The sequence below is a fragment of the Rhizobium sp. 11_C7_N12_5 genome, from assembly GCF_051811145.1.
In the GTDB taxonomy this organism is placed as follows: Bacteria; Pseudomonadota; Alphaproteobacteria; order Rhizobiales; family Rhizobiaceae; genus Rhizobium; species Rhizobium lusitanum.
Genome location: NZ_JBPWPY010000003.1, coordinates 864,085 through 880,408 on the forward strand (window position 1 = coordinate 864,085; position 16,324 = coordinate 880,408).

16 protein-coding genes are annotated in these 16,324 nt (G+C 56.4%); 4 read left to right on the forward strand and 12 right to left on the reverse strand.

Annotation, left to right across the window (positions count from 1 at the left end; genetic code table 11):
• Positions 1 to 85: 85 nt before the first annotated feature.
• The 6 genes from AB8B29_RS33495 to AB8B29_RS33520 all read right to left on the reverse strand — a co-directional run bounded on the left by AB8B29_RS33495 (position 86) and on the right by AB8B29_RS33520 (position 6,367).
• Complete coding sequence (locus AB8B29_RS33495) at positions 86 to 520, reverse strand: hypothetical protein (RefSeq protein ID WP_439007058.1); 435 nt, start codon at positions 518 to 520, stop codon at positions 86 to 88.
• Between the two features lie 52 nt (positions 521 to 572).
• Positions 573 to 2,324 carry a ShlB/FhaC/HecB family hemolysin secretion/activation protein gene (locus tag AB8B29_RS33500; RefSeq protein ID WP_439007059.1) on the reverse strand — a complete coding sequence of 584 codons (1,752 nt, stop codon included), beginning with the start codon at positions 2,322 to 2,324 and terminating at the stop codon, positions 573 to 575.
• 20 nt (positions 2,325 to 2,344) lie between these two features.
• Positions 2,345 to 3,022, reverse strand: a complete 678-nt coding sequence (locus tag AB8B29_RS33505) for an invasion associated locus B family protein (RefSeq protein WP_439007060.1) — start codon at positions 3,020 to 3,022, stop codon at positions 2,345 to 2,347.
• Between the two features lie 484 nt (positions 3,023 to 3,506).
• Positions 3,507 to 4,001: a hypothetical protein gene (locus tag AB8B29_RS33510; RefSeq protein WP_037197766.1), complete on the reverse strand. Its 495-nt coding sequence runs from the start codon at positions 3,999 to 4,001 to the stop codon at positions 3,507 to 3,509.
• Between the two features lie 1,038 nt (positions 4,002 to 5,039).
• Complete coding sequence (locus AB8B29_RS33515; protein ID WP_245297672.1) at positions 5,040 to 5,960, reverse strand: NmrA family NAD(P)-binding protein; 921 nt, start codon at positions 5,958 to 5,960, stop codon at positions 5,040 to 5,042.
• Positions 5,957 to 6,367: a DoxX family protein gene (locus AB8B29_RS33520; RefSeq protein WP_425350062.1), complete on the reverse strand. Its 411-nt coding sequence runs from the start codon at positions 6,365 to 6,367 to the stop codon at positions 5,957 to 5,959. The genes AB8B29_RS33515 and AB8B29_RS33520 overlap by 4 nt, the downstream gene beginning before the upstream one ends.
• 130 nt (positions 6,368 to 6,497) lie before the next feature.
• Here AB8B29_RS33520 and AB8B29_RS33525 point away from each other — a divergent pair, with 130 nt between their 5' ends.
• The gene (locus tag AB8B29_RS33525) at positions 6,498 to 7,403 is read left to right on the forward strand and encodes a LysR family transcriptional regulator (protein ID WP_037201528.1); all 906 of its coding nucleotides are present in this window, start codon (positions 6,498 to 6,500) and stop codon (positions 7,401 to 7,403) included.
• Between the two features lie 127 nt (positions 7,404 to 7,530).
• Here AB8B29_RS33525 and AB8B29_RS33530 read toward each other — a convergent pair whose 3' ends face one another.
• The gene (locus AB8B29_RS33530) at positions 7,531 to 7,749 is read right to left on the reverse strand and encodes a DUF6500 family protein (RefSeq protein ID WP_037201539.1); all 219 of its coding nucleotides are present in this window, start codon (positions 7,747 to 7,749) and stop codon (positions 7,531 to 7,533) included.
• 434 nt (positions 7,750 to 8,183) lie between these two features.
• Positions 8,184 to 8,393: a helix-turn-helix domain-containing protein gene (locus tag AB8B29_RS33535; protein ID WP_037201537.1), complete on the reverse strand. Its 210-nt coding sequence runs from the start codon at positions 8,391 to 8,393 to the stop codon at positions 8,184 to 8,186.
• Between the two features lie 147 nt (positions 8,394 to 8,540).
• On the opposite strand from AB8B29_RS33535, the gene AB8B29_RS33540 reads away from it, so the two are divergent.
• From AB8B29_RS33540 to AB8B29_RS33550, 3 genes are all read left to right on the forward strand, one after another.
• Positions 8,541 to 9,656, forward strand: a complete 1,116-nt coding sequence (locus tag AB8B29_RS33540; RefSeq protein WP_439007061.1) for a hypothetical protein — start codon at positions 8,541 to 8,543, stop codon at positions 9,654 to 9,656.
• Positions 9,657 to 9,872: 216 nt separating this feature from the next.
• Positions 9,873 to 10,334, forward strand: a complete 462-nt coding sequence (locus AB8B29_RS33545; protein WP_037201522.1) for a mobile mystery protein A — start codon at positions 9,873 to 9,875, stop codon at positions 10,332 to 10,334.
• The gene (locus tag AB8B29_RS33550) at positions 10,331 to 10,921 is read left to right on the forward strand and encodes a mobile mystery protein B (RefSeq protein WP_037201520.1); all 591 of its coding nucleotides are present in this window, start codon (positions 10,331 to 10,333) and stop codon (positions 10,919 to 10,921) included. Before AB8B29_RS33545 ends, AB8B29_RS33550 begins: the two co-directional genes overlap by 4 nt.
• A gap of 382 nt (positions 10,922 to 11,303) precedes the next feature.
• On the opposite strand, the gene AB8B29_RS33555 is transcribed toward AB8B29_RS33550, so the two are convergent.
• The 4 genes from AB8B29_RS33555 to AB8B29_RS33570 form a co-directional block, all read right to left on the reverse strand.
• Complete coding sequence (locus AB8B29_RS33555) at positions 11,304 to 12,077, reverse strand: alpha/beta fold hydrolase (protein ID WP_092577586.1); 774 nt, start codon at positions 12,075 to 12,077, stop codon at positions 11,304 to 11,306.
• A gap of 65 nt (positions 12,078 to 12,142) precedes the next feature.
• On the reverse strand, positions 12,143 to 12,661 hold the full coding sequence (locus AB8B29_RS33560) for a Dps family protein (protein ID WP_092577588.1): 519 nt from the start codon (positions 12,659 to 12,661) through the stop codon (positions 12,143 to 12,145).
• A gap of 27 nt (positions 12,662 to 12,688) precedes the next feature.
• Complete coding sequence (locus AB8B29_RS33565; protein ID WP_092577591.1) at positions 12,689 to 12,874, reverse strand: hypothetical protein; 186 nt, start codon at positions 12,872 to 12,874, stop codon at positions 12,689 to 12,691.
• Positions 12,875 to 13,132: 258 nt separating this feature from the next.
• The gene (locus tag AB8B29_RS33570; protein ID WP_092577593.1) at positions 13,133 to 16,321 is read right to left on the reverse strand and encodes an efflux RND transporter permease subunit; all 3,189 of its coding nucleotides are present in this window, start codon (positions 16,319 to 16,321) and stop codon (positions 13,133 to 13,135) included.
• Between the last annotated feature and the right edge of the window lie 3 nt (positions 16,322 to 16,324).

Below are 16,324 nucleotides of genomic sequence, written 5' to 3' on the forward strand. Positions count from 1 at the left end.
TCGATTCCGTCTCTTTGAACGCCAACTCGTCTCATGCACTGCGGGTCTAAGTGACAACGGCGGTGGACCGTCGTCCGCCGCCGCCTTAACGATCTTTCTTGGCGGGCGCCGTCTGCGCACCGCCATCGAGCTTCTTGTATAGGTCGCCGAGTTTCGACGCCGGCACTGGGCACTTACGTGAACGGGCGAAATCACTCAGCACCTGATTGCGATTGCGCAGCGCATCGATCTCGACTTTTTCCGGGGACTTGGGGTCCATGAAGAACAGGGCCGGGAAGAACAGAAGGACACCGGTGGCACCCAGGATGACATTCTTGCCTTGTGCTTGAGAACGCTCCTTGACCGTCGCAAGGATCTGGCGCTCATTGGCTTCGAACTCGCGGGAGATGCCGCCGCAATCCATCCCGCTATCACCGACATTGGTCGCCGCGATCGGATGCGCCTCGCGGCCACCGCAACCCGAAAGGGCGATCGCACAGCAGAGGAGCGCTGCAATCGGAAGCGTGTCCGATCGCACCATCTTGTTATTCCTTGGCCGAATTAACCCCATTTACTTCCCCTAAATTAGCCAATCACCACCGCACCGCCGCGCTCGCAAAGAGCAGGCCTGCATTCTTTTTATCGATCGTGCCGGCCAGCGCGTCCGAATAGCCGATATCGAAATTGACGTTTCCACCGGCAAATTTGGCCCCGACCGTCCAGCCAAACATGTCGCCACCATCAATCCGATAGCGCGCCTGTGAAGCAATCCGCCCATAATCGAGACCGACGTAGGGACGGAATTCACCGAACATTTTTGCGAGCTCCGCATTGCCGGCGAAGGGCTGCGTTCGCCAGACCAGATCGTTGCGGACGAAGAAGCCGTTATTGCCGTAAAGCATGGTCTCGCGCGTACCGCGGACGGTGGAATAACCGCCAAGCGAGAATTGCTCGGCCCCGAACAGATTGTCGGGGGAATATTGCCCCGTGACGATCGAATTGACTTCAAAGCGTTGGCTGGCAAGCTCGAACGGCCTCGTCATGGTGATCGTGCCGGTGAATTTGGAAAAACGAGGATCCGCGTCTCCAGCACCGACATCGCCGGGCGCGACTGCATCAAAGAGATTGAGGCCCTGGCTATAGGATAGGTCGAAAACCCAAAGCCCACCCAGCATGCGGCGCGAATGAGATATACCAAGATCGCCAACCGTATATTTGCGGCTGCCAACCTCGATTTTGTTACCGAGCAGGAAATTGTTGGTTTCCTTGTAGGTCAGGCCGCTGTTGAGGGTGGTGATCGAGTCCTTGTCGCGGAAAATCACGCGATCGGCACCCACGCCCAACTGCTTGCTGTCGCCGGATGTCTGGAGCGGCCCGAAGTTCCCCGGAACGGAACTGTCGTATTCGTACCAGGAGCCATTCGCCGAGAAGGTCCAGTAACCATAGGGCACGCTGACATTGCCTGAATAGCTGTTGCTCTTGCCCACGCCATCGTCGCGCCAGGGATAGTCCGGGCCGCTATGCTCGTATGAAAAGTTCCATTGATCGTTGATGCCGAACAGGTTGTCATAGCCGACGGACGCCGAGGACTTGGAATACCCCGTCTGTTCCTGCCCGAGATTACTGTTGCCGAAGGAGAGATGCCACGGGTGTTCCGGCTTGTTCTCGACATTGAGGATCGAGGTGCCGTCGGTCTTGCCCGGCAACATCGCGGTCTTGGCGTTGTTGGACGAGAGACGGTTGATCTGGTCGAGACCCTGCTCGATGTCGCGCAGATTGGTGATCTCACCCTTCATGCCGGGAAAGGCCGTTGCCAGCACGCCGGAGCCGGAGGCGGGTTTACCGTTGATATAGATGTCGGACAGCGTGCCTTCGACGGCGACCAGGCGCAGCACCTTGGTTTTAGCGATATCCTGGGCCGGCACGTAGACACGCGAACTCACAAAACCCTTATCAAGGTAGAGATGTGTCAGGTCGCGCAGCAGGCCATTGATCTCGCCGACACCGACGCAACGGTTCGCATAGGGTGCTGTGACCTTGTCGATGGCAGCGGCCGAAATCTGCCTGACGCCTTCGACCTCGATACGGGTGATGGCAAAGCATGGGCCAACCTTCTTTCCCCCAGCTGCCGCAGGCGCCTGAGCCTCGGCTTGCGCCGGCTTCGGCGTCATCCGACCCAATGTCTCCAGACGTTGCTGCTCGGCTTGCTGGGCCTGACGGCGCGCGAAGTCGTCGTTCGGGGTTTGGGCGGCCGCAGGCGATACGGCAAAAGTTGCCGCCAGCAGGGCGCTGGCGGTCAAAACCACATTTTGGCGAGGAGCAGCTGGGCGCCGGGCTGACGTCATAAGAGATGCCTGCCTTTGCGTCAGTTGGAAGCAGGCTTCTGCAGCGCATCCAGCGCCGCCGACAATCCCTTCAACGAGAACTTGATGTTGACCTTCTGGCCATTCATCAGCTGCACATGACCGGTGCCATCCGCTGCCTTGGACAATGCCGCGATCATCTTGGCATCCAGCTTCTGCTGCGACCAGCAGCCGGCCTGATTGCAATTGCGATAGGCGAGTTGAACCACCAGCTTGTCGCTTGCGTCGATGCTCAAGCCCGCCGGCAGATACATGTTGAGTGGCACGAGCGCCGTCAGGACCAGCTCGCTCGCCGGCTGCTTTGCCGATTTCTTGTTCGATGCGGCTGGCTCATCTGTCGCCTTGGCGATCGCCAGCGTCAGAACATTGACGTCCTGGTCGCCCTGCTTCACCGTCGCGATCTGCGCCACTTCGCAATGCGTAGCTGCAGAGCCGTCTGCGGCTCTGCTGTCGATGCAGCGATAATACCAGTCGTCGAACTTCTGCACCCGCGCCTGCGGCGCTGGTGGCTGCTGGCCGTTTACCGCCTCGGCTGGTTTCTGCTGGGCATCCGTGCCTGCAGGTGCGGCTGACGGCTGCTCCTGAGCAAGGGCGGATGACGCGTATAGTGCCGATGAAACGAGAATTACGGATGCGAGGGACTTGATGGCATATGTCATAGCCTGCGCCGAAAACGTCATGCGAACCTTCCTGAAAGCAAAGGGACTTCAAAGAGGACAAAGGGGCTTTGTCCTGCGATCAATCATCAAATTCATGGAACAGCACCAGTACGCGGTGCAACCTGTCATCGGCTAAGGCGCTACATAGCAGACTTCTAATCTATGCATCAAAAAGTAGCGGGTGCGGCGCACCAATTCGCGCTCGTTTTTGGAGAGACGTGTTGAATCCGCAACATCATAGTTGCTATTCGCCATATTCGCGCAGATCTAAGGTCAAAATTTGCAACTACGCCGTGACCTTTACCTGCATGGATGGGTACCTCGTGAAGACACACGTTGCTGTTTACGCCAAGATTCTAAGTTGTGGGAAATAATCTAGGCGGCGGGCCTGGAGCGAGCGGCAGCTTCACCATTCGCTCAGCACAAGGCTCATATACTGCCTGATCGTTAAATTGAGAGTTTCCCACGACAAGTTTTAGTGTGGGCCTCTACGATTTGCTGTAGTTCAGACGGGATCTTTGATATCAGGGCCGTACGTGTAAGTGCCGTCCCACTCGATGACGGCTTTCGGCCGAACCCGTTTGAAATGGGATTTCACCGGTAACCCCGTATCAACTGATATCCAAATCTTCCAGTAATCAACCTGTTGGTACGATAGGTGGTCGTAAGACCAAATTTCGGTCTGGACGCCATCTATCGTTTCGCTCCCGAGATGTTCGCAGTTTTCGAGATCATTGGTTTTTGAATATTGGCGTGGTTCTACATGCCACGGTTTGGAATCGCCATGCCACCACTGCTTAGTGTCAACATATAGGGTGGTAAAATGGATTGCCTCAAGAGAATTGGTGCCGACCAACCGAATTCGTGGTGTGGCATTGAATTTATCCGTCATGGCCCTGACAGACGCGCATGCGTCATCTGCGGCAAAAGCTGGTGTCATTTCGGCGATGTGGGTGCATATCGCAAGTGCCACCGTCAGAGCCATGGCGTGTTTTTGCATGAAAGTCTCTCCCGACCTGAGCATCAATCATGGAAATACCAGAGGTAGCAAAAGCTGTCACGTCGCTGAGGAGAGTTGAGGTTGCCCGCACCATTGCCGTGCGATCCACCAATTGCTGCCTTGATGGAGATAGATGTGAGTCAGCGCCGAACTGTAACCCCACCCATAGTTTCAGATAACTGTCTGATAAAAATAGACATTTTTGATTTGAGCGGGTCCCCGATCGGCGCCGATTGAGACCCCGGTGATTTCGAGATTCTCTTTTTATTTTCAATGATGTAGAAAATAACGCCATGGGTTCCCGCTTCGGTGCTGTTTTACAACAGTGGGAATTGTGGGAACGCATCCGCTGTTCGGACCCCAAAGTGCGCAGAACGGTATGCATAAGCTGCGGATCGCAATTTGTCCCGTTCGCGGGCCGCATTTGCGTGTCGCAGCGTTCTGCCGAAAGTGGGTCTGGAAGTCATTGTGACGGCTCCGGACGAACACGATCGCGATGCCGCCCAGGCCCAAGGACTAACGCATCTCATCGCGAACTTGCTTGTGAAAATGGATCTCAGGCAGACTCGAATGACGACCAGGAGCTTCGAGGCAATGATGTCCGCTGTGGAGATGGTCCGGCACGACGCGCCGGAAGTGCTTGAGGCAATCTTGGGGGCAAACCCATATGCAAGCGGTATCCTCAAACGCTTCAAGTCACTTGCTTCTGCGTTAGAGGAGCGCACATAACTATGGAGCCTTTCTTGAGGCTTGGCGAAAATAGCGATCCACCAGGATGACCGCTTTATGGCGCCTTGCGGACAGACTGCTCAAGCCGGAACCGGCCTGTCAACCTTGGGGTCGATAGCAGTCGGACCGCTATGAAATGAAAAGACACGGATAGCGGACTTTTCCTAAGCCGAAAAGTCCACTATCCGGAGATTCAGAAGATTGGGCGGGAGTAGACGCGCCTCGTGTTGACTTGAGCTGTTGAGTGCCTCCTGCGACGCGTCGGACGCAGAAGCGGGTAGTCTCCGTCATGCCTGATCCGTCCCCGGCTTACGCCTTGGCGGCGTTCTGTGCAGCCGCGAAGACATCGCGTGCGGACGTCGTACCCGCCACTTGCTCCGTACCCTCGGTTCCGAGGGCCATCCATCCTGCATTCACGGCCTCAAACATTTCTTCGGCAGGTCCGGTGCGGCCCTTCGGGATGCCGAACTGCTCGAACGCTTCCGCCCACCCTGCACGCGGGACTGCAAAGGCTTTCACGTCGAGATTCAGGACTTCACCCAATTGCGCCGCGACTTCATCCGCGCTGACCATCGAACCGAGCTCGATGACGCGCTGTCCTGACCAGGCTGGCCCGACCAAAAGGGTTGCGACCTCCGCGCCGATGTCGTTCGTCGCGACCATGGTCGATTTCCGGTCTGTCGGATTATAGTAGACCGGTAGCGTTCCACCCTGGGCGACCTGCAAGCCGTAGAGGAAATTTTCGAAGAATCCGCCTGCGCGCACAAAGGTGACCGGAGATGCCAGGTCGCGAAACCCCTGCTCCAGAAGCGACAGCGCCGTGATCATCCCCAGCCCGCTAGTTCTGTTCGCACCCATCGACGAAAGCGCGATCACCCGCGGCGGCGCTGCCTTGGTGAGCGCTGCAAGATAGTTCGCAATCACGCCTTTTGCTTCTTTGTAATCGGGCGAAGGCGCCCATACAGAAGGTAACATAACGAACGCACCTTCAACGCCTTTTAGCGCCTGCTCGATGGCTGCCGAGTCATTCCAATCGCCATCTACCAGCTCAACGCCTTGGGCCGCCCAACTAGCCGCCTTTTCGCGATTGCGGACGAGCGCGCGTACCTTCCTGCCTTGTGCCAACAGATGTTCTGCGGTTGCACCGCCTACTTTTCCGGTAATTCCCATTACTAAAAACATGCGTTTCTCCTGATTTTTAGGGACAGAAAAATGCCCCTGTTTGTTCAACGGACGAGCGGCAGAATGGCCCGGACACGGGGATCGCGCAGATAGAGCCCGCCCCATGTCATCGCGCCGAGAGCCAAGGAAATGATTTCCGGCGGCGACCCCAACTCACCGATACGGACATGGGCGCAGATCGCACCTCCCAGAAAGCCCGTCACCAGGATCGCACCGAGGACGGTGGTGGCCGGAATGGCGTAAAGGATGGCGCAGGCGAGTATGATCGGACCCACGACACGGGTCAGGTCCATCGCGAATCCTGTTTCCTGCAACATGCTCGCGATCTGCGCCGGCGCGAAAAGCTGAATAGTCCCATCTGCCGCCAGAGCGGTAACGACAAACGCGCTCATTATCCGGCCAGCCCACAAGGAGCGATGCAAGGTCTTAGTGTCAGGCATCGGAAGCCGGTTCATAGTTTCGGACACTTGTCATTCTCCGATGAGATCATCTGATTTCGAAGGCTACTGTGTCTCTTGGATATGATAAACACCCAGGAATGGAACCAACTGTTCTCTCTGCGGCGAACAATACCGAGGCTCGACAATGCAGAATCTCGAACCCATCCTGATTTTCATAACGGTCGCGGAAATGGGGAGCTTCACCCGAGCAGCCGATAGCCTGGGCATCCAAAAAGGGAGGGCATCAACGGCGGTCCGGAAGCTGGAAGAAGAAGTTGGTGTCAGGCTTCTGCACCGGACGACGCGCAGCGTGCAGTTGACGGAAGATGGACGCGCATTTCATGCCCGTGCCCGCGATCTGCTTGCCGAGGTCGATGACCTACACTCGATGTTCGCAGGCGATAGCGTGGCACTTCGCGGGCGTTTGCGGGTCGATCTTCCGACCGAGGTGGCGCGCACAACGATCGTGCCGGCGCTGCCGGACTTCATGGCGGCTCACCCCGAACTGGAGCTGGAGGTATCGAGTACGGATCGGCAAGTTGATCTGGTTCAAGAAGGGTTCGACTGTGTACTGCGCCTTGGTCCCATCAGGGACGAAACGCTGATTGCCCGCCCACTGGGCCTGTTGCGCATGGCCAACGCTGCCAGTCCCGCCTATCTGGCGCGCTATGGAGTTCCTCGATCGCTAGAAGATCTCCAGCGCCAGGGGCATCGGACAATTCATTTTTCGACGATGCTGGGCGCAAGACCCCATGGATGGGAATATCCGGACGGCGACGGTTATGCGACGCTTCAGTTGCCGGGTGCGCTACACGTCAACAGCGCGCAGACTTACGACGCCGCTGCCCTCGCCGGCCTTGGCCTGATTCAGGCGCCAGTCTTGGGAATCGGCCAATACTTCGAGAGTGGAGCGCTTGTGGAGATCATGCCCGATTTTCGTCGCCGGGCGATCCCGGTGTCCCTCGTCGTAGCACATAGGAGCAATCTGTCGCGCCGAGTCCGCACGTTCATGAAATGGATCGAAGATGTGCTGACGCCGTATCTGGAATAGATGGCCGCTTTCGGGACGACCCACTTTACCCGAGAACGGCGAGGATGCGGGCGCTTTGCCGACGGGCCGAACGACCCCATGGCAAGTGTTTAACGCAGACAGGCACGATCCTGAAAGCGGTCGTCACCTACTGCCCAGATCTAATCATCTCACGAATTTTAGTCGCCTTCTCGAAATGATCGAGAGCATGGGTTTTGATCCACCACTCGGCGGCTTCCATAAGGAGGTCGGGGTCGTCGTTCTTGTTTGCAAAGAATGCATAGAATGACAGGCCAACGCCTTCACCCTTTTTTGAGATTTTGTCGTCGCAGACTGAAATGGCTTTCGCCCTTAGGGTTAGTCTCATGGTGTGCCTCATACTTCGCAACTCATCTTCGAGCTACCATGCCTTACTCGCCACAGAAATACTGAGATCCGTGGACAGATCGAATTGTGTGAGCAATACCTGCTCTCGACTCCATTTCGGCCCGCGGTCACGAGCCGTTCGGCAATAGAAGACACAGGAATGAGCATGGAGGCTTGACGCGTACGAGCGCCGACGACCGCTTGATTTGCCCAAAACTGAGCGCTATGACGCCGCCATTGTTCAGGAGTAGATATGGCTGACCAGATCCGCATCTAGTTGACGCTACGAGCGTCTCTCTACTGGACCGCAGAGGCACAACGCGCGGCACGTTCATCTGGTAGCACTTCCATGAAACTCCATTTCGGCCTGACAGTGTTGATTTCCTAGAGGAAAGCCTACCCAGACTGACAACTCGCCGCACAATCCGCGCCAGTTCAATCTCTTGGTTTGGAAAAGCGGACGCCGACGCCGCCACCATTTTCAGGAATAAACTCGATGCCAGCAGCCTCGAACGCTACCTGTATCGCCTCCAACGTCGCGGCATACCCTGGACGACCGGCTTCGATCCGCGTCACGGTAGCCGCCGTAATGTTAGCGCGGCTTGCCAGATCGCGAACGCCCCACCTAAGGGCAGCTCGCGCCATTCGGATTTGATCGGCATTCAACATTATAACCTTGACATAATCTCTATATGATTCAAACTCTATGCGACGGTTCACAGCGGCCACGCAGGGTGCTTGCGACACTCTACGCGGCCTGACCGCAATTCAAGCTTTTAGGGAGCTCGGATCATGGCTGATTCTGAGAATAGCAGAACTACGCGTGGAAAAGAAAATCCGGAGCGCGGCACGTCGGAAAACCTGCCGCACCTCATCGACCGCCGAAACCTTCTTCCCGTCGCGGCACGCCTCTTGAGCACGCTTGTTGTAGAACCCGGCGATCACTGGAAATCTAGCAGCCCGACGCCCGTCAGAGACATGTGGCCTCGCTGGTATGCCTGCCACCAGCAGCGCGTGAGAGCCACCCGTCTTAGAGAAAAGCTGGAAAAACAATTGCTCGAAGAGGCCGGTGGTCTTCCGATCGCGACGCTACGCAATGTTGGAAAGAATGGCGCCGTCGAGGTTCACTCTTTTGCCGACATCAATCGAATGGCCGCTCAGCTCGATGCCGAACACCTGTCTCAGGCGCGAGCCGAGCTTCGAAGACATCGGAGACGATGGAAGGAAGCCGATCGGCGTTTGGGATTCAGTGCGGCGGTCGCTCAGGAACAAGAGCTCGCGGAACGAGCCGGGATATCCGGACGTGTCATGTGGATCACACGGCCCTCCTCGCTCATCGAAGACACCGCAAAGCTCCATTGCCTCATCGTCATGCACGATCCCAGCCTGACGCTCGAAGATACCCCTTGGCCCGAGCTGCGGACGATGCTGAAGGATCTTATCCGCGTTGCGGAGAAGCGCCGGCCGAAATCATGCAATGGACCTGCATATCCCGTCAACGCAGCAGGCGTACGAGGCATTCTAAATTTGGCGAAGCATTACCAAGACGCGGCCAGCAAGCTTGGCGAGGGCTCGTCCAAGCCCAACCAGGCACCGCAGCGTCTTCTGGCGCTCCATGCGATGGAGCTCTATCTGAATGCATTCTTGCTCGCCAAAGGCGTGGACCCCTCCGCGATCCGCGGTCTTCAGCACGACCTTGGCGAGCGGGCGCGTTTAGCGTCTGACGCTGGCCTTGTTCTACGCAAGCGTACGGTGGCGCACCTGGCAACGCTCTCCACAAGCAACGAGTATCACGTCATCAGATATGCCCCAGAGCTTACGTCTACGCTGTCACAGGTGAACCGAGTTATGGCGACGGTCGATGAGCTCTCGCGGAAGGTGCCAAAGGCGTTGCGGGTATCCTCTTGATGACATCTTACCCGAGCGGCTGGCCAGGCGTGTACCTCAAATCCGCACCTACCTGAAATCCCGCGTTTTCACCTTGGTCGGCTCGTTCCGTTTGCAGACGACAGGCTGATTTTTCTGCCTGAAGATCAGATTATAGGCTGATTAAAATGCATTGATAATCAGCTTGTATACTGATAAGGATTGGCTCGTGATCAGGTTGCAGTCTGAGGACCATAGATGAAGAGCGACAGTCGAAAAAGGGGGCGCCGCCGGCTCGATGAAAGACTTCGAGCGCTCCAACCGATTGACCGGTTCAGGGCGCCGCCGAAGGGATGGGTGCGCGCACTACGCGACGCGCTCGGGATGACGGGTGCGCAGCTCGGCAAACGCATTGGCGTGCGCCCTCAAACTGTTGAAGCCATCGAGAAGTCTGAAGCCGCAGGCACAATCCAACTCAATACATTACGGCGCGCTGCTGAGGCGCTGGATTGCACGCTCGTCTACGCCCTCGTTCCAAACAGTTCACTTGAGACTGTCATCGAGTCGCGCGCGAGGAAAATCGCAACTCGCGAGCTTCAGCGCGTCGCACATACAATGCGGCTCGAAGCTCAAGGCACAGACGAAGTGGACTTCGAATCCCGAGTGCAGGCTTACATTCGCGATAAGCTCTCCGAGCGCGACCTCTGGAACGAGGCATGACAGATCTTTTTCAGGAGCCAGAGGACGCCACACCCCTTGAACCGCATGAGCGAGAGGGATTGCTTCAGACATGGATAACCCACCGTCGTGACCTCAACGAGGCGGAGCAGGAAAACATTGTGGAAGGTGCGGCTTGGGCGCGCCGGCGCGCGTCGCTTAAGCGGATGCTCAGCGAAGACTTCATGCAAACACTGCACAAGCGGATGTTCGGAGACGTCTGGGAATGGGCCGGCACATTCCGAACGACGGAGCGCAACATCGGCGTTGAGGCTTACCGTATCGGCGTAGAGCTTGCCAGCTTATTGAGCGACATCCGCTATTGGATCGAGCACGAGACATTTCCGCCCGATGAGATTGCGATCAGATTCCACCATCGCGTGGTCGCGATTCACCCGTTTCCGAACGGAAATGGCCGCCACGCTCGCCTGGCGGCCGACCTTCTGATCGAACGCCTTGGCGGCGAGCGATTCAGTTGGGGCGGCGGCAGTCTGGCCGATGTTGGTAAACTGCGCGCTCGATACGTCACAGCCCTGCGCGCGGCAGACAATCATGATATTGCACCGCTGCTGGAATTCGCGCGTATCTGACGGCCGTCGACTGCGCATCGCTCGCCTTGAAGGGCTTCGAACCGACGACCCCTCGGTAAAATTTCAATGTTGAAACCAAATATAAGTGTGATATCAATATTTTGACTTGTTTTAGATCGGCAATGGCAATTATGGAACTCGCTTGGAGAGGTGGGTTAATGTGTGCCCCAAGCATTTTTCAATATAAACTGCTTCGGCCTCGATGCCTTGGACTAGGCGCTTCATGATTTACGGAACAAGCGCTGAGCCGCCACTTGAAAAATGCGGCCACTAAGCTAGCGACCGCACCTCATTTAGCCATTGAAAATTCTATCACGCTCCGACTTCATGAATGTCGGCGACATCGGAATGTGTGAACTTCTCGAATCTCAAAGGCGTCAAATCACTTGGCTGTCGCTGCCTCTTCGATGATCTTCGCAACCTTGTCGGGATGGGAAACCATGACGACGTGCGATGCGCCCTTCACAACGACGGTATCTTTGGACTTGGCGCGTTCCGCCATCCAAGCAATAGCTTTCGGCGGGATGTTTTTGTCGGCGTCGCCGTAGATGAACCAGGACGGGATATTTTTCCACGCGGCATTCACGGACTTCTCCCCCAGGGCAGCCGACGTGACAGGGCGCTGGGTTGCCGCCATCAACTTCGCGGCAGCTTCCGGAACATCGGCGGCAAACTGGCTGTGGAACTTGTCCTGCTGAATATACAGGTCCTCTCCTCCATCATTCAGCGCTACAGGTGCCGCAAGCGTGCCACCAAGGGTGCTCCCAGGAAACTTACCTGAGAGATCGATAGCGGATTCGCCAGTGTCTGGCGCGAATGCGGAGACAAAGACCAGCGACTTTACCTTGGACGGGTACGCGGCCTCGGAGATGACCGATCCGCCGTATGAGTGACCGACCAGAACCACCGGCGTCTTAAAGCTGGCGAGGAGATGGCGCACATAGTCGCCATCGGATTTAACACCACGGAGAGGATTTGCGACCGCTGTGACGGAGTATCCATCAGCTTCCAGCTTTTTGATCACGCCGTTCCAGCTCGACGCTTCCGCGAACGCACCGTGGACGAGGACGATTGCTGGCTTTTCGGCAGCATTCGCCGAACCGGTCATACCGAGCGCCGCGGCGCCGAGCAGCGCGGCAGTTATCAACTTAATCATGGGAATTACCTTTTGCTTTAGGGAACGTTATTCGGTGAGGCAGACCTTGCTTTTGCGGCTAAAGGTCACCCGTTTGTGGAACGAAGGGTCTCAAAGAGGAACCACACCCTCATCTCGCCTTGGTCGATCCAGTTTTCGAGCAGACTGGCGGTCGCAACATCGCGATATTCATCGCAGAGCTCATGCAGAGCCCTCATCCTGGCGATGAGAACACCGTTGTCCTCGCGTAGCTCGGCGAGCATCTCATGCGGGTGAACAAATTCTGCGTCGTTATCTGTGATACGCTGCTGTCGCGCTATATCGCCGATGGAACGCAGTGTCGTACCGCCGAGCTTTCGAACTCGTTCGGCCAAGGGGTCCGTGATGGCAAAGAGTTCTTCGCCATGGGTATCAAGAAGCAGGTGATAGCTCCGAAAATTCGGCCCCGACATGTGCCAGTGAAAATTCTTGGTCTTAATATAAAGCGCGAAGACGTCAGCTAGCAGCGTTGTGGCAGCAGCAGAAATGTCCTTCACCGCTTCCCCGCCCAACCCAGTCGGCGTTTTAAGCGCAGCGGCGCGGTGCAAGTTATCGATCTGGTCCATTGAAAACTCCTTCTGCGTTTCTAGAGTTCATTCCATTCTGCCCGATGCCATTGGATCGCTTGCGGGGAATGACTCCAGTAGCGCCTCATCAACGAGTTCATCTGCTGTGGTGCGCTTTGCCTGGCGCCACTCAGGTGGCAAATCGACCATCTCGGGCATGACTTCGATGCCATCGCGGATCTCGGGTCGACTGCCGCAATTTTTGCTGTCCATTTCTAGATCTCCTTTTGCCTTTGGTGATCTTTGCGAAATGCAACGAAAATATCTTGGACATTTCAGCTCCTGCGCCGTCGGCAAGGACGCTTATCAATCTCGAAGATCGATAGCTGACCACTCATTTAGGATGTCGCGGCACCGAGCGACTAGATCGCTGTCTCGAACCAGCAAGCTCACCATCCTTTTCGGGGCCGCATATAGGACACCAAAAGAAGCGGCGCCCAAAGGGCGCCGCATGGAAGTTGCGATAGGGAATTACTCGGCGGCTTGTTGATGCTCAATGAGCACATTGTCATCTTTTTCCGCTGTCCGCGGCGAATATCTCGACCGAAGAACCACATAAAAGACCGGCGTTAGAAAGAGACCAAACACCGTTACACCGAGCATGCCGCTAAACACTGCTGTTCCAAGTGACTGACGCATCTCTGCGCCGGGGCCCTCCGCTATGGCTAGCGGCAGCACACCGAAGATGAACGCCAAGGCGGTCATCAAGATCGGCCGGAGGCGCAGGTGGCTTGCCTCAACTGCGGCCTCAACCGCCGACTTACCATTGTCTTGGGCCTGACGAGCGAACTCAACGATCAGGATTGCGTTCTTGGCCGCGAGACCAATCAGCACAACAAAGCCGATTTGCGTCAAAACGTTGTTATCCATGCCTCTCAGGTAAACACCCGTGAGAGCTCCGAGGACCGCAAGCGGAACGATCAGAATGATTGCCAGTGGAAGGATCCAGCTCTCATACTGCGCCGACAGCGCCAGGAAAACGAACACTACGGAAAGGGCAAAGATCCAGATCGCGCTGCCTCCGATATGCGTTTCCTGATAAGCGAGCTCGGTCCACTCGAACGTAGTGCCTGGCGGAAGAACTTGCGCCGCAATGCCTTGCATCTTGGCAATTGCCTCGCCTGTCGAGACGCCGGGAGCGGCATTTCCCTGGAGCGGGACGGAAACGTACATGTTGTACCGCTGCACCAAAGTAGGCCCACTTGCCTCCCGTATATCTGCGAGGGTTCCGAGCGGCACCAGAGCACCGGTTGCGGAACGCACTTTCAGATCAAGCATGTCATCTTTCTCAAGTCTGAACTTCTTGTCAGCTTGAGCTCGGACTTGATAGACACGGCCAAAAGCATTGAAATCGTTGACGTATGATACACCAAGGTTGCTCGATAATGTCTCGAAGATGTTGGGGATCGGAACATTCAAGAACTGTGCCTTATCCCGATCAATCGACAAGAAATATTGCGGGCTCGATTCAGAAAATGTTGTGAAGACTCCAGTCAAGCCCGGCGTCTTGTTGGCCATCACCATCATCTGTCTTGCGAGCGCGAGCGCACGCGTCATGCTGGAACTGTCCTGGTCCATCACCTGCATTTTGAAGCCACCGGAATTACCGATGCCCTGCACTGGCGGCGGCGGAATGGCGATGATGAAGGCCTCGTCGACCGCCTGGAGATTTTTGTAAAGGGTTTGAATAATCTTCGTTGATGTGTCCCCGCTCTTCAACCGCTCGTCGAATGACTTGAACGGTGTGAAAATCACGCCTGCATTAGATGCGTTGGTGAATGTTGCGCCGCTGAACCCGGCGAACTGAACGGCGTTAGCAACGCCTGGGGTCGACCTCGCGATTTCGCCCGCTTTTTTGATCACCGCATCAGTTCGTTCCAGCGAAGCTCCGTCGGGAAGCTCGACTACGACAATTGCATAGCCCTGGTCCATGATCGGAATGAACCCACTTGGCACCTTCGTGCTCAAGAACCATGTGGCGACCAACAAACATGGGAAGACAATCAAGGCACAAGTCAGTCCAGTCTTCGTACTAACGATATGACGAATGCTTGTGGAATAGGCACTACTCACTCTGTCAAAGCCGCGGTTGAAGAGCTCCGCCGACTTATGACCGATTCTTCCCGCGATGCTTCGCTTTGCAGATTCGTGTTCATGCCTCTTCAGCACCAGTGCCGCCAGTGCAGGAGACAATGTCAGCGAGTTGACTGCCGAGATCGCCGTTGCGATCGAGATGGTCACTGCGAACTGCTTGTAGAACTGTCCGGAAATTCCGGGAATGAAGGCGGTTGGCACAAACACGGCGATAAGCACGAGCGAGATAGCGACGACGGCCGTCCCGACCTCGTCCATCGTCCGATGAGCTGCCCCCCGCGGGCTCATACCGGCGGCGAGGTTTCGTTCAACGTTTTCCACTACGACAATCGCATCGTCGACCACAATGCCGATTGCCAGCACCAAGCCGAACAGTGTCAGCATGTTCAGAGACATGCCAAACGCCGCGAGGAAGGCGAACGTACCGACAAGAGAGACCGGGATGGCAACGATGGGCACTATCGCGGTTCGCCAGGACTGGAGGAAGATGAGAACCACGAGCGCGACGAGGACAATCGCTTCGCCGATGGTGCGGTAAACCTCATCGATCGAAGAAGCCACGAAGTCGGTGGTGTCATAGATGATGCGATACTCAAGACCAGGAGGGAACTGAGCTGACAGGTCCTTCATGATCGATTTTATCTGAGCCGCCGTTTCCAGCGCGTTCGTCCCCGGCCGGGCAAAGATGCCCATGCCCACCGCTGGCTTGTTGTTCACATAGGCGTTGGTAACGTAATCGCGGGCTCCAAGCTCAATGCGAGCAACATCCTCAAGCTTCACAAGTCGCCCGTCGGCTGTCGACTTGACGATGACATATCGAAATTGTCGGGCGTCGGAGAAGCGGCCATCTGTCCTGACGGTATACTGAAACGGATTGTCGACCGCTGCCGGAGGAGCTCCGATTGAGCCGCCGGACACCTGAACGTTCTGATCACGCAAAGCACTCACGACGTCGTTCGATGTCATGCCGTAAGAGGAGAGCTTTTCCGGGTCCAGCCAGATGCGCATAGCGTATTGGCGTTCGCCGAAGATCTGAATGTCGCCGACACCCTGCAGGCGTACCAGCACATCTCGAACGCGGTTTCTCGCGTAGTTGGAGGTATAGAGTTGGTCATACCTCCCGTTGGGAGAAAGCAGGTGGACCACCATCAGGAGGTCAGGCGAGCTTTTGTTCGTCGTCACCCCCAGTCGCTGGACTTCTTGCGGAAGTCTTGGGAGCGCAATCGCAACGCGGTTTTGCACGAGGACCTGCGCCTTATCCAGATCAGTGCCCAACGCAAACGTTATTGTGAGGGTCATCGCGCCGTCGGCACTCGAATAGGACGACATGTACAGCATGTCTTCCACGCCATTGACTTCCTGCTCAATCGGCGTGGACACCGTGTCAGCTATCGTCTGAGAATCTGCGCCTGGGTATGAGGTGCGGACGACGATTGTTGGGGGCGCGATTTCCGGATACTGAGCGACTGGCAGTTCGAAATAGGCAATTGAACCCACGATAATCAGCAGGAGCGAAATGACGGACGCAAAGATCGGCCTGTCGATAAAAAAGTGTGCGAACCTCATCTC